Source organism: Streptomyces sp. NPDC008313, assembly GCF_042956125.1.
In the GTDB taxonomy this organism is placed as follows: domain Bacteria; phylum Actinomycetota; class Actinomycetes; order Streptomycetales; family Streptomycetaceae; genus Streptomyces.
The window spans coordinates 257,563-279,898 of sequence record NZ_JBIBFR010000011.1 but is presented as its reverse complement, the minus strand read 5'-3'; the positions used below and the strand labels follow the sequence as shown (position 1 = coordinate 279,898).

The 22,336-nt window shown below is 74.8% G+C and carries 20 protein-coding genes and 1 pseudogene; 8 read left to right on the top strand and 13 right to left on the bottom strand.

All coding sequences use genetic code 11. From position 1 onward, the window contains the following. Positions 1 to 403: 403 nt before the first annotated feature. Positions 404 to 697: an SHOCT domain-containing protein gene (locus ACFY93_RS17515; RefSeq protein WP_391359382.1), complete on the bottom strand. Its 294-nt coding sequence runs from the start codon at positions 695 to 697 to the stop codon at positions 404 to 406. Positions 698 to 913: 216 nt separating this feature from the next. Here ACFY93_RS17515 and ACFY93_RS17510 point away from each other — a divergent pair, with 216 nt between their 5' ends. The 3 genes and pseudogenes from ACFY93_RS17510 to ACFY93_RS17500 all read left to right on the top strand — a co-directional run bounded on the left by ACFY93_RS17510 (position 914) and on the right by ACFY93_RS17500 (position 2,999). Next, positions 914 to 1,489, top strand: a complete 576-nt coding sequence (locus tag ACFY93_RS17510; RefSeq protein ID WP_391359330.1) for a TetR family transcriptional regulator C-terminal domain-containing protein — start codon at positions 914 to 916, stop codon at positions 1,487 to 1,489. A 21-nt stretch (positions 1,490 to 1,510) separates the two neighbouring features. Next, a complete protein-coding gene (locus ACFY93_RS17505; protein ID WP_391359328.1) occupies positions 1,511 to 2,095 on the top strand; it encodes a DUF4865 family protein in 585 nt (194 codons plus the stop codon). Then, a pseudogene (locus ACFY93_RS17500) lies at positions 2,092 to 2,999 on the top strand (phosphotriesterase). The gene ACFY93_RS17505 and the pseudogene ACFY93_RS17500 overlap by 4 nt, the downstream one beginning before the upstream one ends. 81 nt (positions 3,000 to 3,080) lie before the next feature. Here ACFY93_RS17500 and ACFY93_RS17495 read toward each other — a convergent pair. Then, the gene (locus ACFY93_RS17495) at positions 3,081 to 4,322 is read right to left on the bottom strand and encodes an ROK family protein (protein WP_391359326.1); all 1,242 of its coding nucleotides are present in this window, start codon (positions 4,320 to 4,322) and stop codon (positions 3,081 to 3,083) included. Positions 4,323 to 4,371: 49 nt separating this feature from the next. Beyond that, positions 4,372 to 5,034, bottom strand: a complete 663-nt coding sequence (locus ACFY93_RS17490; RefSeq protein ID WP_391359323.1) for an alpha-ketoglutarate-dependent dioxygenase AlkB — start codon at positions 5,032 to 5,034, stop codon at positions 4,372 to 4,374. Between the two features lie 106 nt (positions 5,035 to 5,140). Here ACFY93_RS17490 and ACFY93_RS17485 point away from each other — a divergent pair, with 106 nt between their 5' ends. After that, complete coding sequence (locus tag ACFY93_RS17485; protein WP_391359321.1) at positions 5,141 to 6,283, top strand: methyltransferase; 1,143 nt, start codon at positions 5,141 to 5,143, stop codon at positions 6,281 to 6,283. 20 nt (positions 6,284 to 6,303) lie between these two features. On the opposite strand, the gene ACFY93_RS17480 is transcribed toward ACFY93_RS17485, so the two are convergent. Continuing rightward, complete coding sequence (locus ACFY93_RS17480; protein WP_391359319.1) at positions 6,304 to 6,723, bottom strand: MarR family transcriptional regulator; 420 nt, start codon at positions 6,721 to 6,723, stop codon at positions 6,304 to 6,306. A 135-nt stretch (positions 6,724 to 6,858) separates the two neighbouring features. Between ACFY93_RS17480 and ACFY93_RS17475 the strand changes: the two genes are divergently transcribed. Continuing rightward, positions 6,859 to 7,641 (top strand): alpha/beta fold hydrolase, encoded by a 783-nt coding sequence (locus tag ACFY93_RS17475; protein ID WP_391359316.1) that lies wholly within the window; start codon positions 6,859 to 6,861, stop codon positions 7,639 to 7,641. 99 nt (positions 7,642 to 7,740) lie between these two features. Here the strand turns inward: ACFY93_RS17475 and ACFY93_RS17470 are convergent, their stop codons facing one another. Together ACFY93_RS17470 and ACFY93_RS17465 are read right to left on the bottom strand one after the other, a co-directional pair. Continuing rightward, positions 7,741 to 8,595 (bottom strand): ketose-bisphosphate aldolase, encoded by an 855-nt coding sequence (locus tag ACFY93_RS17470; RefSeq protein ID WP_391359314.1) that lies wholly within the window; start codon positions 8,593 to 8,595, stop codon positions 7,741 to 7,743. A 12-nt stretch (positions 8,596 to 8,607) separates the two neighbouring features. Further along, positions 8,608 to 9,498 (bottom strand): SIS domain-containing protein, encoded by an 891-nt coding sequence (locus ACFY93_RS17465; RefSeq protein ID WP_391359312.1) that lies wholly within the window; start codon positions 9,496 to 9,498, stop codon positions 8,608 to 8,610. A 170-nt stretch (positions 9,499 to 9,668) separates the two neighbouring features. Between ACFY93_RS17465 and ACFY93_RS17460 the strand changes: the two genes are divergently transcribed. Beyond that, the gene (locus tag ACFY93_RS17460; RefSeq protein ID WP_391359309.1) at positions 9,669 to 10,448 is read left to right on the top strand and encodes a DeoR family transcriptional regulator; all 780 of its coding nucleotides are present in this window, start codon (positions 9,669 to 9,671) and stop codon (positions 10,446 to 10,448) included. Between the two features lie 99 nt (positions 10,449 to 10,547). Next, a complete protein-coding gene (locus ACFY93_RS17455) occupies positions 10,548 to 11,801 on the top strand; it encodes an MFS transporter (RefSeq protein WP_391359306.1) in 1,254 nt (417 codons plus the stop codon). 29 nt (positions 11,802 to 11,830) lie between these two features. Here the strand turns inward: ACFY93_RS17455 and ACFY93_RS17450 are convergent, their stop codons facing one another. Further along, entirely contained in the window at positions 11,831 to 13,093 is a 1,263-nt protein-coding gene (locus ACFY93_RS17450; RefSeq protein ID WP_391359379.1) for an amidohydrolase, read from the bottom strand. 175 nt (positions 13,094 to 13,268) lie between these two features. Here ACFY93_RS17450 and ACFY93_RS17445 point away from each other — a divergent pair, with 175 nt between their 5' ends. Next, entirely contained in the window at positions 13,269 to 13,439 is a 171-nt protein-coding gene (locus tag ACFY93_RS17445; RefSeq protein WP_024494121.1) for a thiazolylpeptide-type bacteriocin, read from the top strand. A 147-nt stretch (positions 13,440 to 13,586) separates the two neighbouring features. Here ACFY93_RS17445 and ACFY93_RS17440 read toward each other — a convergent pair whose 3' ends face one another. The 6 genes from ACFY93_RS17440 to ACFY93_RS17415 are packed head-to-tail and all read right to left on the bottom strand — an operon-like array spanning position 13,587 to position 22,332. Next, positions 13,587 to 15,506 carry a TOMM precursor leader peptide-binding protein gene (locus tag ACFY93_RS17440; RefSeq protein WP_391359376.1) on the bottom strand — a complete coding sequence of 640 codons (1,920 nt, stop codon included), beginning with the start codon at positions 15,504 to 15,506 and terminating at the stop codon, positions 13,587 to 13,589. 35 nt (positions 15,507 to 15,541) lie between these two features. Continuing rightward, the gene (locus tag ACFY93_RS17435) at positions 15,542 to 16,297 is read right to left on the bottom strand and encodes an ABC transporter permease (protein WP_391359302.1); all 756 of its coding nucleotides are present in this window, start codon (positions 16,295 to 16,297) and stop codon (positions 15,542 to 15,544) included. A gap of 2 nt (positions 16,298 to 16,299) precedes the next feature. Continuing rightward, positions 16,300 to 17,295, bottom strand: a complete 996-nt coding sequence (locus ACFY93_RS17430) for an ATP-binding cassette domain-containing protein (protein WP_391359299.1) — start codon at positions 17,293 to 17,295, stop codon at positions 16,300 to 16,302. A gap of 50 nt (positions 17,296 to 17,345) precedes the next feature. After that, complete coding sequence (locus tag ACFY93_RS17425; protein ID WP_391359297.1) at positions 17,346 to 18,449, bottom strand: metalloprotease; 1,104 nt, start codon at positions 18,447 to 18,449, stop codon at positions 17,346 to 17,348. Next, complete coding sequence (locus ACFY93_RS17420) at positions 18,446 to 19,564, bottom strand: lantibiotic dehydratase C-terminal domain-containing protein (RefSeq protein WP_391359294.1); 1,119 nt, start codon at positions 19,562 to 19,564, stop codon at positions 18,446 to 18,448. The genes ACFY93_RS17425 and ACFY93_RS17420 overlap by 4 nt, the downstream gene beginning before the upstream one ends. Beyond that, positions 19,552 to 22,332: a lantibiotic dehydratase gene (locus ACFY93_RS17415; RefSeq protein WP_391359290.1), complete on the bottom strand. Its 2,781-nt coding sequence runs from the start codon at positions 22,330 to 22,332 to the stop codon at positions 19,552 to 19,554. The genes ACFY93_RS17420 and ACFY93_RS17415 overlap by 13 nt, the downstream gene beginning before the upstream one ends. Between the last annotated feature and the right edge of the window lie 4 nt (positions 22,333 to 22,336).

Genomic DNA, 22,336 nt, shown 5'->3' with positions numbered 1-22,336 from the left:
GCTTGCTTATATAAATATCTTTAGTTACTGTCGGCGGCACACGGCGCTCCCGGGCGCCCTACCCCCCCCGGCCCCCCCCGCCCCCCCCCCCCCCCGCGCCCCCCCCCCCCCGTGTAGACCCCACACCCCCCCCCCGCCCCCCCACCCCGGCCCCGTGGCGCGCGCCGCCGGGGGGTTCCCCCCCCCCCCCCCCCCCCCCCCCCCCCGGCGGGCCCCCCCCCCCCCCCCCCGGGCCCCCCCCCCCCCCGGGCCGGGCGCGGCCCCGCAGGCGCTCCCGCCTCGGGCCCGCCACGGTCCCGACCCCCCGGGCCACCGGGCCCGCTGCCTGCCACCTGCCGCCTGCCGCCTGCCGCCAAGCCCGGCGTGACCGCGGCCGCCGTCGTAACCCCGGTGGCCGTCGTGCTCACACGGCGCCTCCCTTGCCCGCGCGCCCGAACTGCTCGTCCAGGACGGACAGCCGGCGCCAGTACTCGTCCTCGTCGATCTCGCCGGACGCGAAGCGGCGGCCGAGCACGGCGAGCGGCGCGTCACCCGTGGGGCGGGGGTCCTCCACGGCGCGCCGGGGTCCTCGGCGCCCGCGCCAGACGGTGCGCCGCAGGACGGTGACGACGCCGATCACGACGGCCGCCCAGACCAGCGGGAAGAGAAGGACCCAGGGGCCGGGGCCCCCTCCGTCCCAGTTCGCCAGTGTCTCCAGCATGTCGGTCATCTCCCTGTTCCTCGTCCGTCGGTCACGGCTTTCGTGATGCTTCGAGACTCGCCCGGAAAGGGGGTCCGGGTCGTCGTGCGGCCGGCGGCACCGGGGATACCCCCGCGGGAGTAGGCCACGGTCGTCCGGCTGCTCCCGGCGAGGGCCACACCGGAGGGGAACGCGCGACCGTCCCGCGGTGACCTCGACTCTGTACCTACTGGTATGTACAGTGCTCCCATGAGCACCCCGGACCGACTGATCGAGTCCACCCGCGAGCTGTTGTGGGAGCGCGGTTACGTGGGCACCAGCCCCAGGGCGATCCAGCAGCACGCGGGCGCCGGACAGGGCAGCATGTACCACCACTTCAAGGGGAAGCCGGATCTCGCCCTGGCCGCGATCCGGCGCACCGCCCGGGAGCTGCGCGCCGCCGCCGACGCCGTGCTGAGCGGTCCGGGCACCCCGTACGAGCGCGTCGAGGGGTATCTGCGCCGCGAGCGCGACGTGCTGCGCGGCTGCCCCGTCGGACGCCTCACCATGGACCCGGACGTGATGGCCAGCGAGGAGCTGCGGGCGCCCGTGGACGAGACGATCGACTGGCTGCGCGAGCGGCTCGCCGGTCTCGTCGAAGAGGGCCAGGAACAGGGGCAGTTCGCCCCGTCGCTGGACGGCGAGGAGATCGCGGCGACGATCGTCGCGACCGTCCAGGGCGGCTACGTGCTGGCCCGCGCGTCCGGCTCGCCCACCGCGTTCGACGCGGGCGTCCGCGGGCTGCTCTCCCTGCTGTCCGGCACCCGGTGAACGTTCCAGGAGGCACACCCGATGCACGCCATGCAGTACGAGATCACCCTGCCCGCCGACTACGACATGGACATCGTCCGGCGGCGGGTGGCCGACCGCGGCCATCTGCTCGACGACTGGGACGGGCTCGGGGCCAAGGCCTATCTGGTGCGTGAACGCGGGGTGCACGGTTCGCCGGTCAACCAGTACGCGCCGTTCTACCTGTGGAACTCCCCGGAGGGCATGAACGCCTTCCTGTGGGGCGGCGCCTTCCAGGGGATCGTGCGCGACTTCGGGCGGCCCGCCGTGCGGCACTGGGCGGGCGCCGCGTACGAGCCGGGCCTCGCGGCCGGTGATCCCGCCCGGTTCGCCGTGCGGCGGCGGCAGCCCGTCCCGGACGGCGCCGAGCTGTCCGAGGCGGCCGCGGAGGCGGTGCGCGAGGCGGAGCGGCTCGCCTCGCTGGACGGCGCGGTCTGCGCCGCCGCCGCGATCGACCCGCGGCACTGGGAGGTCGTGCACTTCTCACTGTGGGCCCGGGAGCCGGCCGAGGCGCCCGGCGACGTGTTCCAGGTGCTGCACCTCTCGACGCCCGAGCGCGACCGGCTGCCGCGGGGCCGGCAGTGGTGAGGAGGGTCCGTACGGTCCTCGGGGACGTGCTCCCCGGGGACCTGGGGTTGTGCGACGCGCACGGCCACCTCTTCCTGAGCAGCCCGCTGCCGCCCGGTCAGGAGTTGTGCGAGGCGTCGGCCGCGCGTGCCGAACTGGCGGCGTTCCGCGCGGCGGGCGGCGGCACCGTCGTGCAGTGGACGCCGTACGGGATGGGCCGGCGCGCCGCCGACCTGCCGCTGCTCGCCCGGGACACCGGCGTCACGGTCGTCGCGGCGACCGGGCTGCACCGAGCGGCGCACTACGCGCCACAGACGCTCACCGGGCTGCGCGGCGGGCCGGCCGGTTTGTTCGTCCGTGAACTCCCCGACGGCATCGGCACGTCCGGCGTACGGGCCGGGCTGATCAAGGTGGCCGGCGGTTTCCACGCCCTGGACGCGCACGCCCGCTGGACGATGACGGCGGCGGAGGCCCACCACGCCACGGGGGCACCGATTGCCGTGCACCTGGAAGGGGGACGGCCGCGCTCGACGTGCTCGACCTGCTGTGCGGCGAGTCCGGCGTGGATCCGGGCCGGGTGGTCGTCGGGCGTCTCAACCGCTTCCCCGATCCCGTGGTCCACCGTCAGGTGGCCGAGGCGGGCGCGTATCTCGCGTTCGACGGTCCCTCGCGCGCGAACCACGCCACGGACTGGCGCATGCCCGACGCGGTGGGCGCCCTCGCCGACGCCGGCTTCGGCCACCGGCTGCTGCTCGGCGGCGACACCACCACCGCGTCGGCGCGCTCGGCCGACGGCGGCCCCGGCGGCATGCCCCACCTCCTGCGCGGGGTGCGAAGACGGCTCGAACTCGCCGTCGGAGCGGACCTCGTGCACCGGATGCTCACCGAGAACCCGGCGAGGGCCTTCGCGGCCGAGTGGGCGTGACGGCCCGCCCGCGGACGGCCGACGCGGCGCGGCCGAGTGCCGGCCGGCGGGCGAGCGGCCCGCTCGGGCCGCCGGCGGAGGTCAGGCCGGGGCCAGGCCCGCCAGCGGGTCGTCGAGCACCGGCTGCCACGCCAGCTCGGCGGCGCCGACGAGGCTGTTGTGGTCCAGGGTGCAGGCGAGGATGGGCACCCCGCCGCTCTGTCCCCACAGGCTCCGGTCGGCGACGACGGCGCGCAGCCGGCCGGGGTCGGCGTCCAGCAGCGTGCGGTGCAGCCCTCCGAGGATGATCCGGTCGGGGTTCAGGATGTTGACCAGTCCGGCCAGGCCCAGGCCCAGCCGGTCGATCAGCGCCTCCGTGGCGGTGCGCACGGCGGGCTCGTCGTACCGGCCGTTGATCAGGTCGTTGGCCTGCCGGAGCAGCGAGCCCTCGGGACCCGGGTCCCGGCCCGCCGCGGTGAGCAGCGCCAGCGGGTCCGTCTCGACGTCGAGGCAGCCCCGGCTGCCGCAGTGGCAGGGGCGGCCCTCGGGATGGACGGTGAGGTGCCCGACCTCCAGGGCGAGCCCCGAACTCCCCGTGTGCAGCCGCCCGTCGAGCACGAGCGCCCCGCCGACGCCCCGGTGGCCGGTGGCCACGCACAGCAGGTCCCGGGCGCCGCGGCCGGCGCCGTGCCGGTGCTCGGCGAGGGCGGCGAGGTTGACGTCGTTGGCGGCGAAGGCGGGGCCCTCGACACCGGCGGCGCGGACGCGTTCCGCGAAGATCTGCCGGACGGGAGCGCCGGCGGGCCAGGCGAGGTGCAGCGGGTTCAGGGCGAGGCCGTCCGGTTCCGCGACGGCCGACGGCACGGCGAGTCCGGCTCCCACGCAGCGGCGGCCCGTCTCACGGAGCAGTTCGGCACCGGCGTCGACGACGGACCCGAGGACCTTCGCCGGGTCGGCGTCGACGATCTCGCAGCCGGGGGTCGTCGCGACGATCCGGCCGCCGAGCCCCACCAGTGCGGCGCGGTAGCCGTCGGCGTGGACCTGGGCGGCCAGCGCCACCGGGCCGTTCTCGGCGACCTCCAGACGGTGCGAGGGGCGCCCCTGCGAACCGGCCGCCGCGCCGGGCCGGGCGTCGACGTTGATCAGGCCCAGCGCCTCCAGTTCCGCCGCGACCGCGCCCGCCGTCGCGCGGGTGACCCCCAGTTCGGCGGTGAGGACGGCACGCGTCGGCGCACGTCCGGTGTGCACGAGCTCCAGCGCCGGCCCGAGCGCGCCGCGCCCCCGGTCCAGCCGCGTCCGGGTGGTCCCTTCCCCCGCCGATCGGGGGGCCGCCTTGCCGTTCATGAGGCCGAGTCTCCCATGATCCGCGGATCCGATGGCCGGTCCGGGTCGGCTACAGGCCGCTGACCCGCAGCGTGATGTTGAGCCGGCCTCTCAGGCCCAACTCCGGCGGTGCCGTGTCCGGGTGCACCCGCGGCACCCCGTGGTGGGCGAGCCGGGAAGGGCCGCCGAAGACGAACAGGTCCCGGCTGCGCAGCTCCACGTCCGTGTACGGGCGGGTCCGCGTCTGCGTGTTGCCGAAGCGGAAGACGCACGTGTCGCCGAGGCTCAGCGAGACCACGGGTGCGTCGGACCGCTCGTCGCTGTCGCGGTGCATCCCCATGCGGGCGTCGGCGCCGTAGAAGTTGATCAGGGCGATGTCGTACGCGTCGGAGGGGGTGGCGCCGGGCCCGAGGGTGTCCGCGACGGCCCGGCGTGCCAGCTCGTCCAGCCACGCCGGGAACGGCTTCACCGGGGCACCGTCGCCGTCGACGGCGGTGCGGGCGTAGCCGTACGGGTACCAGTGCCGGCCCAGGCAGACCTGCCGCGCGGTCATCGTGCCGCCGCCCGGGGTGCGCACCGTCCGCAGCCCGGCGGGCGGCCGGGCCCACTCCCGGCACGCCGCGAGCAGCCGCCGCTGGCCGGCCGTGTCCAGCCAGTCCGGCAGGTGCACGGCCCCGGGGGCGAGGTCTGCCCTGCCGCGAGGGAGGGGGAAGAGTTCCGCGTCCGCGCCCATGACTCCATCGTGGGGCACGGGGCGAGCCCGGGCGCACGCCCCGGGGTCGCGTCGCGGGGCCGCCGGAAGCGGGGAGGGTGCGTGGCTCGGATAGCCTGGGCGCACGATGAACGACCGTATGACCACACCGTGGGGCGAGTACACGCCGGCCCGCTTCCCCGAGGACCCCCGCGACCGGCTCCGCGCCTGGGACGCGGCCGACACCTATCTGCTGCGGCACCTCGCCGAAAGCGGCACACCGCTGACCGGGTCGGTGGTGGTCGTCGGGGACCGGTGGGGCGCGCTGGTCACGGCGCTCGCGGCGCACGGCCCGACGCAGATCACGGACTCGTTCCTGACGCGGGAGGCGACCCGCGCGAATCTGGCGCGCAGCGGTGCCGAGCCCGGCTCCGTGCGTCTGCTGACCACCCGGGACACTCCTCCCGACCGGATCGACGTCCTGCTGGTCCGGGTCCCCAGGAGCCTCGCCCTGCTGGAGGACCAGCTGCACCGGCTGGCACCCGCCGTGCACGCCGGGACGGTCGTCGTGGGCACCGGAATGGTCAAGGAGATCCACACCTCCACGCTCAGCCTGTTCGAGCGGATCCTCGGCCCGACCCGCACCTCGCTCGCCGAGAAGAAGGCCCGGCTGATCTTCTGCACGCCCGACCCGGCGCTCCCCCGGAGCGCCGGCCCGTGGCCGTACACCTACGCGCTTCCCGACGACGTCGGGCCGGTGTCCGGGCGGACCGTCACCAACCACGCGGGGGTGTTCTGCGCCGACCGGCTGGACATCGGCACACGTCTCTTCCTGCGGCACCTTCCCCGGGTGGACGGCGCGGCGCGCGTCCTGGACCTGGGCTGCGGCAACGGCGTGGTCGGAACGGCGGTGGCACTGGCGGCCCCGGAGGCCGAGGTGCTGTTCGTGGACGAGTCGTACCAGGCGGTGGCCTCGGCGCGGGAGACGTACCGGGCCAACTGCCGGGGCACCGCCGAGTTCCTGGTCGGCGACGGGGCCACGGACGTCCCGGCCGGGAGTGTCGACCTCGTGCTGAACAACCCGCCGTTCCATTCGCACCAGGCGACGACGGACGCGACGGCCTGGCGGATGTTCACCGGAGCGCGCCGTGCGCTGCGGCCGGGCGGCGAGCTGTGGGTGATCGGCAACCGGCACCTCGGCTACCACCTGAAGCTGCGCCGGCTGTTCGGGAACAGCGAAGTCGTCGCGAGCGACGCCAAGTTCGTGATCCTCAAGTCCGTGAAGAAGTGACCTGATCCGGACGAAAAACCCTAGGGGGCAGGCTCGTCGGTGAGCCGCTGGAGCAGGGCGAGCAGGGTCGACCGTTCGCCGTCGGACAGGGCGGAGAAGCAGTCCGCCAGGACCTCGTCGGCGATCCGGTGCCCCGCCGACAGGGTGGCCTCGCCGGACGGCGTGAGGTGGTGCTCGATCCGCCGGCCGTGTCCCGGTCGGCGCTCGACCAGACCCTGGGCGGCCAGCCGTCCGGCCAGCGTGCCGAAGGCCTGCTCGCTCTGGAAGGTGGCCGCCGCCAGCGACCGCGCCGTGGCCCCGGGCGCGCGGCCGATCGCGCGCAGCGCGTCCCACTGGGCCAGGGTCGTGCCGACGGTACCGAGCCTGCTGTCCAGGGCCCGGTGCTGACGGTACTGGGCCTGTTTGACGGCTCTTCCGAGGATCTGCGGTTCAGCGGGCATGGCCTCAGACTACCTCATGACTAAGCTTGCTTATATAAATATCTTTAGTTACTGTCGGCGGCACACGGCGCTCCCGGGCGCCCTCCCGCCCCGGGCCGCCTCGGCCCCGGCCCACCCTCTTGAGGAGCACATCCCTTGACGACCACTCACCCCACCCCGGCCCCGCATCCCGGACCCGACTCCGCCCTGTCCGAGGCAGGCACCGGACGACCCGTGCTGGTCCTGCACGGCGGCGGGGGTCCCGCCACCGTCGGCGGACTGGCCGGCCACCTCGCGCGCAGCGCGCACACCCTCGTACCCACCCACCCCGGCTGGGACGGCACCCCCCGGCCCGAGCGGATCGACAGCGTCGGGGATCTCGCCGAGTACTACCTCCGCCTCCTCCAGGACCGGGGACTGCGCGACGTGCTGGTCGTCGGCTCGTCCATGGGCGGCTGGATCGCCGCCGAGATGGCACTGCGGGACGGCACCGGAGCCGTCACCGGCCTGGTCCTGGTCAACGCCGTCGGGGTGCGCGTCGACGGCGAGCCGATCCGCGATTTCTTCGCGCTCGACGCCCGCGGCGTGGCCGAGTACTCGTACCACGACTCCGACCGGTTCTTCGTCGACCCCGCGGACATCCCGGCGGACCGTCTCGCCGTACGGCAGGGCAACATGGCGACCCTGAGGCACTTCGCCGGCGACCCGTACATGCACGACCCGGAACTGCTGCCGCGCCTGCGGGACATCCGGCTGCCCACGCTGCTGGTGTGGGGCGAGAGCGACCGCATCGTCACCCCGGCCTACGGGGCCGCGTACGCCGCGGCGTTCGGTGACGCGCGGTTCGAGGTCGTGCCACGGGCGGGGCATCTGCCCCACATCGAGCGGCCGGAGGCCACCTTCGCCCTGATCGAGGCCCACGCCCGGCGCACGGCCTGACCCCCGCCCGGTTCCGGCGCGACCCGGGCGAGAGGCACGGTGCACCGGACGCCACGGCGGCGCGCGTGCGCCGCACGGCCCCGGGCCTCGCCGGGCCGCTCAGTCGCCCCGCAGCACCCGGATCAGCCGCGCCACCGTCCTCGCCATCGCCTCCCGCCCCACACCGAGGTACGTACGGGAGTCGACCGCCTCGGGGCGACTCGCGAGGAACTCCCGAACGGCCCCGGTCATCGCGATGTTCAGGGCCGTCCCGATGTTGACCTTGGAGATGCCGCCCGCGACGGCCGCGCGCAGTTGCGGATCCGGGACCCCGGACGAGCCGTGCAGCACGAGCGGCACGTCCAGCGCCGCGGCGAGCCGCTTGAGCAGACCGTGGTCGAGGGTGGCGGTCCGGGTGGTCATGGCGTGGGCGCTGCCGATCGCGACGGCGAGACCGTCCACGCCCGCGTCGGCCACGAAGGCGCGCGCCTGCGCCGGATCGGTGCGGGCACCCGGCGCGTGCGCGTCGAGCGGCGGCGCCCCGTCCTTGCCGCCGATCTGCCCCAGCTCGGCCTCGATCCAGAGCCCCTGGCCGTGCGCCCAGTCGGCGGCCGCCCGGGTCGCGGCCAGATTCTCCTCGTACGGCAGCCGCGCCGCGTCGTACATCACGGAGCTGAACCCGGCGCCCGGCGCCTGGCGCAGCAGGTCGTCGCTCTGCACGTGGTCGAGGTGCAGGGCGACGGGGACCGTCGCGCGTTCGGCCGCCGCGGCCGCCGCGCGGGCCAGCGGGAGCAGCCGTCCGTAGCGGAACCGCACCGCGTTCTCGCTGATCTGGAGGACGACGGGGGCGTCCACCGACTCGGCGCCCGCGATGACGGCTTCGACGTGCTCCAGCGTGATGATGTTGAAGGCGGCGACCGCGCCGCGGGTCCCGGCCGCGGCGCCGATCAGCTCACCTGTCGCTGCGAGGGGCACAACGCCTCCTTCTCAGTGGCCAGCGGGGCCGAGCACCACGGAACGGGTCAGATGACGGGGCCGGTCGGGGTCGAGGCCCCGGGCCGCGGCGACCGCGACCGCGAGGCGCTGTGCGCGGACGAGTTCGGCGAGCGGGTCGAGGCCGCCGGCCACCCAGGCCGCTCCGGTCTCCCGCACCTGTTCGGCGAGCCCCTCGGGCGCCTCGCCGAGCATCCAGGTCGCGGTGCCACGGGTGCTGACGCTGATCGGTCCGTGCCGGTACTCCATCGCGGGGTAGGCCTCGGTCCAGGAGAGCGAGGCCTCCCGCATCTTCAGCCCGGCCTCGTTGGCCAGTCCGACGGTCCAGCCGCGGCCGAGGAAGGTGAACTGGGCGCAGTCGACGAGTCCTTCGGGCAGCGGGTCGGCGAGCGCGGTCCGGCCGTCGGCGACGACGGCGTCGGTGTGCAGGCCGAGATGGGCGCGGAGCAGGGTGAGCGCGGTGGTCGCGAAGCGGGTCTGCACCACGGACCGTTCGTCCGCGTGGTCGAGGACGATCACGTCGTCGGCGGACCGCATCACCGGCGTGTGCGGATCGGCGGTGACGGCGACACTGCGGGTACGCCCGCGCAGGCGTCCGAGGAGTTCGAGCACCTCGGTGGTGGTCCCGGAGCGGGTGAGGGCCACGACGCGGTCGTACGCGCGGCCGTAGGGGAACTCCGACGCGGCGAAGGCGTCCGTCTCGCCCTGCCCGGCCCCCTCGCGCAGCGCGGCGGCGGACTGCGCCATGAAGTAGGAGGTGCCGCAGCCCACGATCGCGACCCGCTCCCCGGGGGCGGGCAGCGCGGCCCGGTGGGCGCCCGCCTGCCCGGCGGCGCGGATCCAGCACTCGGGCTGGCTCCTCAGTTCGTCCTCGACGTGGGTCATCCCTGCCCCTCCCTGACCGGCACACGGCCGCACTCACGGTCTCGTGCTTGTTTGTGCAAGATATAGCGCACTTTCGAGCACAATCAAGCACAGTGACGACTTCCTGGTGCGCTAGGGTCGCGAGGGATCAAGGGATCAAGGGACGGAGAGATCCGGGAACGGAGAGCGCCATGTCACGCGACGACCGCTGGAAGGCGCTGCTGGAACTGCTCGTCGAGCGCGGCCGGCTGGACGTCGAGCAGGCCGCGTCCGAGCTGGAGGTCTCGGCCGCGACGATCCGCCGGGACCTCGACCAGCTCGCGGAGCAGCAGATGCTGGTGCGCACCCGTGGCGGCGCCGTGGTGCACGGCGTCTCCTACGAGCTCCCCCTGCGCTACAAGACCGCCCGCCACGCCTCGGAGAAGCAGCGCATCGCGAAGGCGGTGGCCGCTCTCGTCGCGCCGGGCGAGGCCGTCGGGCTCACCGGCGGCACCACCACGACCGAGGTGGCCCGCGCCCTGGCCGTGCGGGGTGATCTCACGGACGGCACGCCCGCGCTGACCGTGGTGACCAACGCGCTCAACATCGCCAACGAACTCGTCGTACGCCCGCAGTTCAAGATCGTGCTGACCGGCGGCGTGGCCCGCCCCCAGTCGTACGAGCTCGTCGGGCCCCTCGCGGACGGCGTGCTCGGGCAGATCACCGTCGACATGGCCGTTCTCGGTGTGGTCGCCTTCGACCCGGTGCACGGCGCGGCAGCCCACGACGAGGCGGAGGCCGCGATCAACAGGCTGCTGTGCCAGCGCGCGGGGCGGGTGACCGTCGCCGCCGACTCGAGCAAGCTCGGCCGGCGCGCGTTCGCCCGGATCTGCGCGGCCGGTGACGTGGACACGCTGGTCACGGACACGGCGGTGGACTCCGCCACGGTGCGGCGGTTCGAGGAAGCGGGCGTCAGCGTCGTGACGGTGTGACGCTCCTGACTTCTGTCCGGCTACTCCCTTGTCGGCGCCCGGGCAGCCGTCTACCCTGCGTTTGTGCCGCTATTGAACAAACTAACCTCGCACAGCGTCGTGCCAGGTGACGGACTCGTCCGGCTCCGCCTCGCGCTCACGGCGTTCTTCGCCCTCGACGGCTTCGTCTTCGCCGGGTGGGTGGTCCGCATCCCCGCCGTCAAGGAGCAGACCGGCGCCTCGGCCGGCGAACTGGGGCTCGCCCTTCTCGGGGTCTCCGCGGGCGCGGTGATCACGATGACGCTGACCGGCCGGCTCTGCCACCGCTTCGGGAGCCACCCGGTCACCGTCGTCTCGGCGGTCCTGCTGGCGCTCAGCGTCGCACTGCCCCCGCTCACCCACTCGGCACTCGCGCTGGGCGGCGTCCTGCTGTTCTTCGGCGCCGCGTACGGCGGTGTCAACGTCGCCATGAACAGCGCCGCCGTCGATCTGGTGGCCGCGCTGCGCCGACCGGTGATGCCGAGTTTCCACGCGGCGTTCAGCCTCGGCGGCATGATCGGCGCCGGTCTCGGCGGCCTGGTCGCCGCGCACCTCTCCCCGGTCCGCCATCTGCTCGTCCTGACCCTGATCGGCCTGCTCGTCACCGCCGCGGCGGGCCGTGAACTCCTGCGCCACGAACCACCCCGGCCCGCTCCCGCCCCGATTCCGGCTCCGGCTCCGGCTCCGGCTGCGGTTTTCGGCACGGGCGACGGCGCGGAAGCGGGGACGGGCTCCCCCCGGCCCTCCTCCCGGCCCTCCCCCGGGCGCCCCGACGGCCGTCCGCACGGCCGCACCCGCGCACTGGTCGTGGTGTTCGGCCTGATCGCCCTGTGCACGGCGTACGGCGAGGGAGCACTCGCGGACTGGGGCGCGCTGCACCTGGAGCAGGACCTCGACGCCCGTCCGGGCGTGGCGGCGGCCGGTTACGCGTGCTTCGCGCTCGCCATGACGATCGGCCGGCTCACCGGGACGACGCTGCTGGAGCGGCTGGGACACACCCGGACCGTGGTCATCGGCGGTACCACCGCAGCGGCCGGCATGATGCTCGGCGCGCTCGCCTCCTCGGTGTGGGCCACCCTGATCGGTTTCGCCGTCACGGGCCTCGGCCTCGCCAACAACTTCCCCGTCGCCGTGGACCGCGCCGGGGCTCTCGCCGGCCCGTCGGGGGTCGCCGCCGCGTCCACGCTCGGCTACGGGGGCATGCTCCTCGGGCCGCCCGCCATCGGCTTCATGGCGGACTGGTTCTCGCTGTCGGCGGCCCTCACGAGCGTCGCCGCGCTCGCCGCCGTCGCGGCACTGATCGGCTGGGGGACCCGCCGGGCGGCCGCCGCCTGAACGGCCGTACGGTCCTGCCGCCCTCTCGGCTACGCCCCCTGGCCCTTGCCCGCCAGCCGGTCCAGGGCCGCCGCCGTCAGCGCCGAGATCGCCGGGGGCAGGGCCGAACGGATGTCGGGGGCGAACAGCGGCGAGTGGTTCGGGGGGACCCGCCCCCCGGTGGCGGCCCACTGACGGCGGCCGGCGACCCCTGTCATCCAGTACACCAGTGGCACGTCCCCCGCACCGTGCAGGCCGCCGCCCGCGCCGCCGTACAGCGCGAAGTCCTCCGACGCCGTCGACGTGGGCCAGTCCGTCACCCGCTCCGGCCCGAACAGGGCCGTGTGGGCGGCGCGGACCGCCTCCGTCACCCCCGGCGTCACCCACAGGGCCGGCGTGCGGGTCACCGCGGCGATGTCCGGGTCGCGCGGACACGCGGAGGCCGCGCACTCCGCCCGCACGATCCGCTCCACCGCCGCCAGCGCCCGCTCCAGCGACGGTTCGGAGAGCGCTCGCACGCCGATGCCCAGGGACGCCGTGGCGGGCACGACGTTCACCGCCGTGCCCGCCCGCAGCGTGCCCACCGTCAGCGTCACGTGCTCCCCCGGCGCTGTCTCCCGCGACACCACCGCCTGGAGCCGCAGCACGATCGCCGCCGCCGTCACCACCGGGTCGACGGTGAGCTGAGGGGTCCCCGCGTGCCCGCCCCGTCCGTGCACCGTCACCTCCAGAGCGGCGCTCGCCGCGGTCACCGGGCCCCGGGGCGTACCGTGCGCCACCATCCCGGCCGGCAGCGGCGCCGCGTGCTGGGCGAGCACGACGCCGGGGACGCCGAAGCGCTCGTACAGTCCCGCCGTCAGCATCGCCCGTGCCCCGGTCAGCGTCTCCTCCTGCGGCTGGCCGACCACCACGAGGGTCCCGTGCCAGTCCGCCGTGGTCCGGGCCAGCAGCGCGGCCGTCCCGGCCGCCGCGGCCAGGTGCAGGTCGTGCCCGCAGGCGTGCATGGCGCCGTTCCCGCTCGCGTACGCGAGCCCGGTCTCCTCCGTCACCGGCAGCGCGTCCAGCTCCGCCCGCAGATAGACGCAGGGCCCCGGGCCGTTGCGCAGCACTCCGACCACGCCGTGGCCGCCGACGCCCCGGGTCACCTCCAGGCCGAGCGCCGCCAGCCGGTCGCCGAACCGACGGGCCGTGCGCTCCTCCGCGCCGGACAGCTCCGGCGCGGAGTGGACGTCCAGATAGAGCGTCAGGGCGGAGCGGTCCGCCTCCCCGGCCCGCGCGAGGGCGAGAGCCGGGTGGAGGGCGGTGGGTGACACGGACACGGGCTCTCCTTCTTTCCGGTGAGGGCACGTCCGGCGGGGACGTGCGTGCCGCTGGCGCCGCGCGCCAGCGACCTGTCAGCGGACGGCGGGCCGAACGGTGAGCGGGGGGCGCTGGAATGGACCCATGCCCGTCGGCCCCGTCCGGGGCCGCGGAACCTGAGGAGGCAGCATGAACAAGGACCTGAGCACCCTCGCCGACGAGATCCTCGAGCTCGAGGCCGAGACCTTTGAGATCTCCGACTACTCGGACGCCAGCGAGGTCGTGCTGGCCGGCTCCACCAGCTGCAGCTCCACCTCGACGTGCAGCTCCACCACCAGCACGACGTCCTGTTCCGCCTGACTCCTCGTCAGGTCCTTCGGCGCGCCCGTTCTCCGTGGTCCTGCGGAGACCGGGCGCGCCAGGGCTTTCCGTCCGGACCGGGCCGGACCCCGCGAGCCCGGCACGGCCCCGGCGAGAGGTCTCGGCACACCCGGCGCGGACCGGGCGCTACGGGAACGGGTGCGGCACCCGGTGGATCTCCGCGTCCGTGAGGTCGGCCGTGCGGTGCCCGCCGCGCCGCAGCGCGGTCCGGAGCCGGGGCATCAGCGGCGCCCGCTGCCGGTTCCAGCCGAAGTCGATCGGCAACAGCCCCGGCACCAGCGTGCTGACCGTGCGCAGCCCCATCCGCTCCTGCTCGGGCGTCGTCTGGTCCACCACGATCACATCGTGGCCCGCACCGGCGAGCGCGTCCGTCACCGCGCGCAGATCGTCCCGCAGGTCGAGCGTCCTCGGCCGCTGCGACCGCTCCCACTCCTCATAGGTCTCCCCGAAGGAGCGGACCGCGCTCGGCTCCAGGAAGGCCCGTGCGTGCGTGGCCATTTGCGGCAGCCCGTACAGCTGCGCATGGTCCTTCAGGTGCCGTACCCGGTCGAAGTCGTCCGCCATCGACTCCAGTTCGGCCCGCCGCTCCTCCGTCTGCCGGGCCAGGTGAGGGATGTAGGTGAGGACTTCCGACAGCGCCCCTTCCACGGCCGCGCGCGGGTCGAGGGAGGCCGCCGCGGCGAACGACAGCAGCCCCGGGCCGCCGTCGCGGCGCACCGCGACCGCCGTCGCCACCGGCACCGGCAGGTCGATCCGGTGGTCCAGGACGTGCACGTCGTAGCCCTGGAGCGCGGCGCGCTCCGCCATCGCCCCCACGGCCCGCCCGCCCACCGTCGTCAGGTCGATCGCCGGCAGCCGGGCCGCCGAGTACCAGGCGTTCAGGAAGGCGTCGCGCTCGACGAGTTCGAGGAGTCCGCCGAGCACCGCCTCCTCCAGGCCGCCGCCGATGGCGCAGCCGTTGGAGCACTCGAAGACGAAGTTGTCCGCCTGGAGGCCCGCGCTGTAGTAGACGAGCCGGGAGGGCACCAGGACCGGCCGGCCGTCGCGCAGCGACCAGCCCCACTCCCACGGGATCTCGCGGTCCGGGTCGAACGGGGCGACGAGCGGGTCCTCCCGGTAGGTGCGGTCGTCGTAGAAGCCGCACTCCGCCGGGTCGACCGCCCGCTCCCGCACCTCGTTCCACGAACCGAGGACCGGAGCGTGCGGAGCCCGCCGGTGGGTGCCCGCGTACCGCTCCAGACCCTCCAGGAACGCCAGCGTGCGGCTGGTCGCGAAGGCGTTCTCCTGCCCGCTCCACGTCACGTCGTTGAGCCCCGCGTAGCCGCGCACGAAGACACTGCCCGCGACCGGTGCCGTCGTCGGCGAGGTGACGCTCAGCCACGTCCCGCCGCCCAGCACCCCGCACACCGGGTTGGCCAGCGCCTCCTGGGGGATCGGGTACGAGCCGGCCGGCCGCAGCCGGTACGCGTCGGGGCGCGGCTTGCGGCGCTCCACCAGCTCCACCGCGCGCGGCCCGGCCGGCTCCGGCGCCGGTCCGCAGTCGGGGCAGAGCGGGTCCGCGAGCAGCGGATACGTCCGCACCGTCAGCGTCGCCAGATCGACCCGGGTCACCTGCGGCAGGGCCCGGTCCGCGTCCCCGGCGGCCGGCGGCTCGGCGCCCGGTCCGGCCAGCACCGCGGCGCAGACCGCCGCCACCGCGTCGTAGGTGTGCGGGGTGAGCAGCGGCCAGACACCCGCCGGGCGCGGGCACTCGGGGCCACCGGTCTCCAGCGCGTCCCGCTCGCTGCGGCCGCGCAGCCGCTGCCAGCGCAGCGCCAGACAGCGCCCGCAGGCGGGAGCGGTGCCGTCACCGCCCCACGGGCCGACCAGGACGGCGGAAGCCGTGAGGTGGACCCGGGCCCCGGCCCGTTCGGCCTCCCACGGGTCGGGGGCTCCGGGGCCGCCCCGGGGCGCGCCGGCGTCGGTGACCCCGACCGGCACCACCGTCACGTCCGCGCCGAGCCGCCCGCCGAGCGCGGCCCGCAGCTCCGCCCGGGCCCGGTCCATCGGCGCCTCCACCGGCCGCTGGGCCACCGGGGTGCTCACGCGGACCTCGTCCAGCGGAAGGTCCTCACCGCGACCGCGCCGAGGACCGCCGCGAACACGGCCAGGCCCGCGCACCCCACCAGCACGTCGGAGGAGTCACCGCGTCCGGCCAGCGCGTGCGAGACGGCGTCGTTGAGGTAGCGCAGCGGCATCACCAGAGACACCTTCCGCAGCCACCCCGGCATCGAGTCGAGCGGGAAGAAGGAGCCCGACAGGAACGCCATCGGCAGCATCAGGAAGTTGGCGACCGCCGCCACCGACTCCGGGGTGTCCGCGAACGAGCCGATGATCACGCCGAGCAGCAGGAAGGTCGTCACCCCGAGCGCGAGCACCGGGACGAGCAGCGGCCAGCCGGAGGCGGGCCGCAGCCCGAACACCGGCAGCATCGCCACCCCGACGAAGAGCAGCGACTGCACGGCGCCGACCACCAGGGCGATGACGTACCGCGAGCCGATCACGGCCGACAGCGGCGCCGGGGACATCCGGATCAGCCGCAGGATGTCGTCCGACCGCCACTGCATGAGGGTGAAGGCGATCCCGAAGACGGCGGCGTTCGCCACGCCCCACGACAGCACGCCGGCAGCCGTGTACGAGAGGTAGGAGAGACCGCTCTCCTCCACCTCCTGCCCCTTGAAGATCAGGCCGAAGACGACGAGGAAGATCAGCGGGAAGGCGAAGGTGAAGAACAGGGTGGTCTTGTCGCGGATCTGGGCGCGGTAACCCGCCCCGGTCAGTGCGGCGTAGGCGCTCATGGTCACGGCTCCGTGGTCTCGGCGGTCCGCACGGCGCCTTCGGTGTCGAAGGCGCCGGCCGGCCGGGTGGTGAGGTCGAGGTAGACGTCCTCCAGGCTCGGGGTGCGCGTCTGCACCCCGTTCAGGCCGACGAGCCGGTCGACGGCGGTGAGGACCTGCCCGGGCGTGTGGGTCTCCAGAACGAGCGAGCCTCCCTGGACGCTCACCCGCTCCACGCCGTCGAGCCGGGCGGCGGCCCCTTCGTCGAGCCGTCCCAGCGGCAGCAGCAGCCGGCTCGGTGCGCGCGAGGCACCCACCAGGTTGTGCGGGGAGTCCGTCACGGCGAGCCCGCCGTTCACCAGGATCGCGATGCGGTCGCACAACTCCTCGGCCTCGTCGAGGTGGTGGGTGGTGTAGACGATCGTGCGGCCCGCCGCCTTCAGGCCGCGCAGCACCCCCCACAGCGCTCGCCGGGCCTGTGGGTCGAGCGCGGCCGTCGGCTCGTCCAGGAAGATCAGCTCGGGTTCGTGGACCAGGGCGGAGGCGATGGCGAGCCGCTGCCGCTGACCGCCGGACAGGTTCTCCACCCGTACCTTCCGCTGCTCGGTGAGCCCCACCGCCTCCAGCGTGGAGTCGACCGCCGCCCGCGGCGCTCCGTAGAGCGCGGCGACCGTGCGCAGGTGCTCGTGCGCGGTCTGCCGGACGAAGAAGGCGGAGGACTGGGTCTGCACCCCGATCCGGGGGAGCAGCGTCGTGTCGCGGGGCCAGGGCGGGCGGCCGAAGAGGGCGACGGCGCCCCTGTCGGCCCGGCGCAGCCCCTCCATGATCTCCACCAGGGTCGACTTGCCGGCGCCGTTGGGCCCGAGCAGGCCGAAGAACTCGCCCCGGTGGATCTCCAGAGAGACGTCGTCGACGGCGAGCCGGTCCCCGTACCGCTTGGAGACCCCGTCCACACGGACGGCGGCGGTCGGCGGACTGCCCGTGGCGGACTCGGATGACGTGGCCTGTAGCTCGTTCATGTGGCGGCTGGCCCTTCGTTGGAAGCGGGGACACGGGGGGTACGGCGGGGTCACCGCAGCAGCAGGAACAACAGGGCGGGGGTGGCCGTCACGGCGAACGCCATGAGGAGTGCCGCCCCTGCCGCGTACGCCGTGTAGATCCGCCGTGCCCGTGGCGGGTACTCGGCGACCGCCGGCGCCCCGCCGCTCCGGCGCAGCGCCAGGTAGGCGCGGGTCTCGGGGGCGAGTTGGGCGACGCCGAGGGCGTGACCCAGCATCCGGTAGCCGTCGAGGGGCGGCAGCGGCATCAGATTGCCCAGCCCCTGGATCGTGCCGAGCAGCAGCGTTCCCGCCACGAAAGGGCGTTCGGCGGCGCCGTCGGGCAGCAGCGGCCACCAGACGCCGAAGGGCAGCAGCAGCATCAGGTTGAGGTGGGCTCCCGCTCCGGCGATCACGAGCTTCGCCCTGCGGCCCGGCAGGAAGAGGTAGTCGTCGACCGTGCAGTAGAGCAGGGCGGCCGGCAGCCGCCATCTCAGCCCGATCTCGGTGACGTGCCCTCCGTAGTGCTGGGCGGCGACCCCGTGGGCCAGTTCGTGCACCGTGATGCTGAACCACAGGAAGAGGGCGATCCCGGCGAACGCGGCCGGCTGCGCGGTCAGCTCCCCCGCAGCGCCGGCCAGGGTGCCGGCCTGCCCGGCGAGCAGCCCGAGCAGCGCGAGTTCGGCGGCGAGGAGCGGCAGTTGGACGAGCGGACGCAGCAGGGGCCGCAGCAGGCCGTGGAGCCGGGCGGTGGTGGCGTCGGCGTCCTTCACCATCGGCCGGGTGCCCCGCCACGGCGAGTTGGGCGGCGTCCTCGGCGCGGTCACGACCGGGTCGGGCGCGCCGGCGAGGAGACTCCGTGTGCCGAGCAGGCCGAGCAGCCGCGCCCAGTGCTCCTCGCCGAGCCGCCGGCCGAAGCGCTCCGCGTACACGGGCGCCAGATCGTCGAGGTTCCGTGTCCCGTCGAGCCGCACGATCAGGAAGTACTCCTTCTCGCCGACCTCGAACGCGGCCCCGCTCACCGGGTGCCGGATCAGGTGGACGGTGCGGGGCCCGCGCAGCAGCGCCGGACTGAACCGGACCCCGGGCCGCAGCGCGGGCCGGTGGGCGCGCAGGGCCGCGGACGCCGCCGTCACCTCGCCACCCCCGCCGCCGTGCCCGGAACGCCGTCACGCAGCACCCGCCCCAGCACGTACGACAGGTACGCCTCGTCCCGGATCGTGACCTGGAGCCGGTTGTTGGTCATGTGCATGTAGGGCGAGAGCAGCCGGGGCAGCACCGCCGGCACGTTCGTCAGCGGCTCCAGCGGCGCCGCGTCCACCGGCTCCGTCCGCTGCTGCCCGGTGTCCTCCCGTGCCGGACCGTCCCACACGGGGAAGACGAGCGCGCCCCGGGCGGTCGCCTCCTCCACCCGCGACCTCAGCTCCAGACAGTGCTCGGCCCAGCCCCGCAGGAAGGACGGCAGACGTCCCAGCTCCCCCGCCCGGACCGCCGCGCGGACCGCCGCGAACCGGCGCCCGAGCGACGGGGCGAGTTCCGCGTAGCCGCGCTCGTACTCCTGCGAACCGATGAAGCCGGTGTCCGGGAACGCCCGGTGCCAGAACTGGTAGTAGCCGTCGAGGTACGCGGCAAGCCGGTCGTCCTCCGGCAGGAAGCAGCCCGCCATCACCATCATCAGCTGCGCCGAGGTGCCGAGCAGCACCGTCCGCAGATGCAGGTTCATGGTGCGGAAGGCGTCCATGACGAGATCGCTGGAGTGCCGGAAGTGCCACTCGGCCAGCTCCACCCCGGCCGGGCCGCCGTACTTGGCGTACTCGGGGGCGTACGGCTCCTCGCGGACGGAGTTGTTGGGCCGCAGCCGCATCCGGCCGTCCTCCCCCACGTACCGGCCGCGGTCCTCACCGGGGAACTCGATGTCGAAGAGCGCGTCGTAGAAGTCCTTCAGGAAGCCGGAGTCCACCTCGTACAGCGCCGGACGGGCCTTCAGGAAGGCGTCGAGCGCCTCCTGTGCCCGGTGTCTCACCTCCGTCGCGGCGGCCACGCTCGACGGGCGCAGCCGCAGTCGGACGTGCGGCCCCTCCAGCCAGTAGTTGATGAAGAAGTACCCGTCGAGCAGCCCCTCCTCGGAGAGGCGCGCGACCAGCGGACGGACACAGTCCACCAGGAGCGGGCGGGGGCTGGCCGCGTAGAAGACGTGCAGTGCCAGCCACGGTCCCGGCCGGGAGGTCAGCGGGTCGGTCAGTTCCGGCATGTCGGGCCGCCCTCGGCAGACGTACGGCGGAAGGGGGAGCGGGAAGCGGAGGTGAAGGTCTCCACGGCCAGTTCGGACACGTGCCGGCCCTGGCCGCGGACGAGCTGGAGCCCGTCCTCGTCCGGGAGCATCTCGCGCAGCACCACACGGGAGCCGGGATCGCGGTCGAGCAGGGAGTCGAAGGCGGTCAGCGACAGCGGGCTCGCGAAGTCGACGTACAGCGGCTTGGCGCCGGGCACCCGCCGCCCGTCCCGCTGCGGCGTCGCGAACACCCGGTCCGGCAGCCCGTGGGTCCGCTGCCAGCGCCGCCAGGCCAGCCACCAGCCCGCCTCGTCGGCGCCCGGCCGGCGCACCGGCAGCACCGGCGTCTCGGCGGTCCACGCCCGGCGGGCCAGGACGACGTCGCCGTGGACGACCCGCGGCCTGCGCGTCACCCCGTCGGCCGCTGGGCCCGTCGGCACCCCGCCCCACACGTCGGCCGGGGCCATGGTGCTGGGCGACAGGAGCAGCAGGGTGCGCGGAATCTCCGGCAGGGCCACCGGCACCAGATAGCCGAGGTAGACGGGGATCACCCGGCGGCCGAGCCGCTTCGAACGGAGCGTCAGCCGGTCCGTGTCCTCCTCGTGCACCAGGTAGAGGTCGTCCAGGTCGAGCCGCGCCTCCTCGGGAACGGTGGAGGTCTCGCCGGGACACACGATCTGGTGATCCGTCAGCCGGCCGTGCAGGTTGAGGTTGCTGGTCACCGGCCCGCCGGTCAGCTCGGCGAAGACCGCGCCCTCCGGTTGCCGCTCCCGCAGCTCCTCCCGCAGCCGCTCGGAGAGTCCCGGTTCGCCCGCCCCGTCGGGGCCGCCGTCGTAGGCGTGGGTGAAGCGGCTGAACGGGAAGGCGAGCCCGCCGTAGGAACGGTTGAGCACCACCCGGTGCCGGCCCTCGCGCAGGTCGATCTGGAGGTGATGGCTCTGCGGAACGAAGTCCTGTGCCGGCGGGACGAGTTCGGCCGCGACGCCGGACAGCAGCTCGTCCGGCAGCCGCAGCTCCTCCTCCCCGGCGTCCCGTTCCCACGCGGCCCGCATCCCGGCCGTGAACCGCCGCCGGGCCTCGTCCAGGCGGCGCATGGCCGGCTGCCCTAGCCAGTTCTCCTCCGGGACGTACGCTCCGTCCGCGTCGAAGGGGGAGCGGGTGGCGGTGAACGAGAGGTACTGGTCGAACAGGTCCTCGTGGAAGTCGTGCACGAGACCCAGCAGGTCGTCGCAGCGCCCGCCCCGCCCGTAGCGGGCGAGGAAGAAGCCGTGCAGCACGATCCGGTGGGGCAGCGTCAGGTCGAACAGCGGCAGGATTCCCTCGACCCTGCGCAGCGCACGTCCGGTCCGGCCGCCGAGCAGCCCGGGGCCGGCCGTCACCGCGTCGCCCGCGCTGACGTCCTCGTACAGCAGCGTCCGCGGCAGCACCGGGTCCACCGCGCCCAGCGCCCGCTGCACGTCGAGAAGCCTCTCCCGCAGCGAGCGCAGCAGGTCCCGCCGCTCGGCGAGCCCCGCCTCCGGGTAGGCGGCGAGACAGGCGGCGGGCGCGTCCAGGCCGTCCGCGACCGAGTCCGCCCACGGCACGCCCAGTCCGCGCAGCGCCGTCTGGAAGGACCGCAGCGGATCCGGGCTGTGCACATCGGTCCGCAGGGACGGGACCTGCACCATGCCGAGCTGGAGCAGCGCCGTCGCGTACCGCTCGCAGTCCGCCGCGCCGGCCCCGTGCTCCCGGCGCAGCCACCCGGCCAGATCCCGGTGGCGCAGCCCCTCCCGCTCACCGACGAAGGCCAGCAGCCGGTCCAGCGTGCCGCTGCCGCGCAGGTAGAACAGGCGGTCGCGGACGGCGTCGAAGGTGACGGCCGCGCCGTCGTCGCCGGCGGTCACCCACTGGCGGACGTACCGGATCCGGTCCTCGTCGCGCCCCCAGCCGGGGGAGAGCACGACCGGCAGGTCCTGCCGCCGCACGGGGTCCGCGAGAATCAGCTCGGCGATCCGGGAGAGGGCCACGACCGTCAGCCGGACGTGTCCCGACCAGTCCTCCCCCAGGCGTATCTCCCGCTGTCCGCGCGCGTCGAAGACGCCGGAGGCCACTGGCGTCAGCGTGCTGAACGGGCTGGTCTTGCACGCCGTCCGGAAGAGGTACGTGAGAGCGGACCGTTCGACCTTCCGCATCCGCTTGCCGGGCTCGGCCGACGTGTCCGCGAGGTAGGCGTCGAGGCGGGAGTCCAGCGTCGGGGAGGCGAGCAGCAGCCCGTACCGCAGGCGGTCGTCCGTGAGCGCCGCCTTGAGCGCGCCACGCGTCTCCCGGAGCTCCGCCGCGAGCAGCTCCGGGCCTTCGGCCAGGAGATCGCCGTACCGGTCGCGTTCCTTCAGCCAGCCCTCCACCCGGGCTCCCGCCGACGCGTCCAGGGCGGTGACGAGCTGCCGCGCCGCCTCCGGGTCGGCGGGGAGCCGGTTGTTGAAGACCTGACGGCGCAGTGCCAGGAGGGCGCGGCGGGCGTCGGCACCCGCGGCGTCGGCGGCCTCGACGAGGCCGTGGAGCAGATCGCTCAGCGCGGCACCCTCGTCCACGAGCCGGGCCTCGTGCTCCAGGACCTCGTCGGCCCAGGCCAGGGCGCGCGGACAGCGCAGTCCCCGGACGGTCTCCACCGGCAGGCCCGCGGCGCGCAGCAGGAATCTCCGGCCCACCTCCCAGCCCTCCGCCGGGCGGGCGGGGGCCGTGGCGGGCGTCGTCTCGGGCAGTGTCATCGCA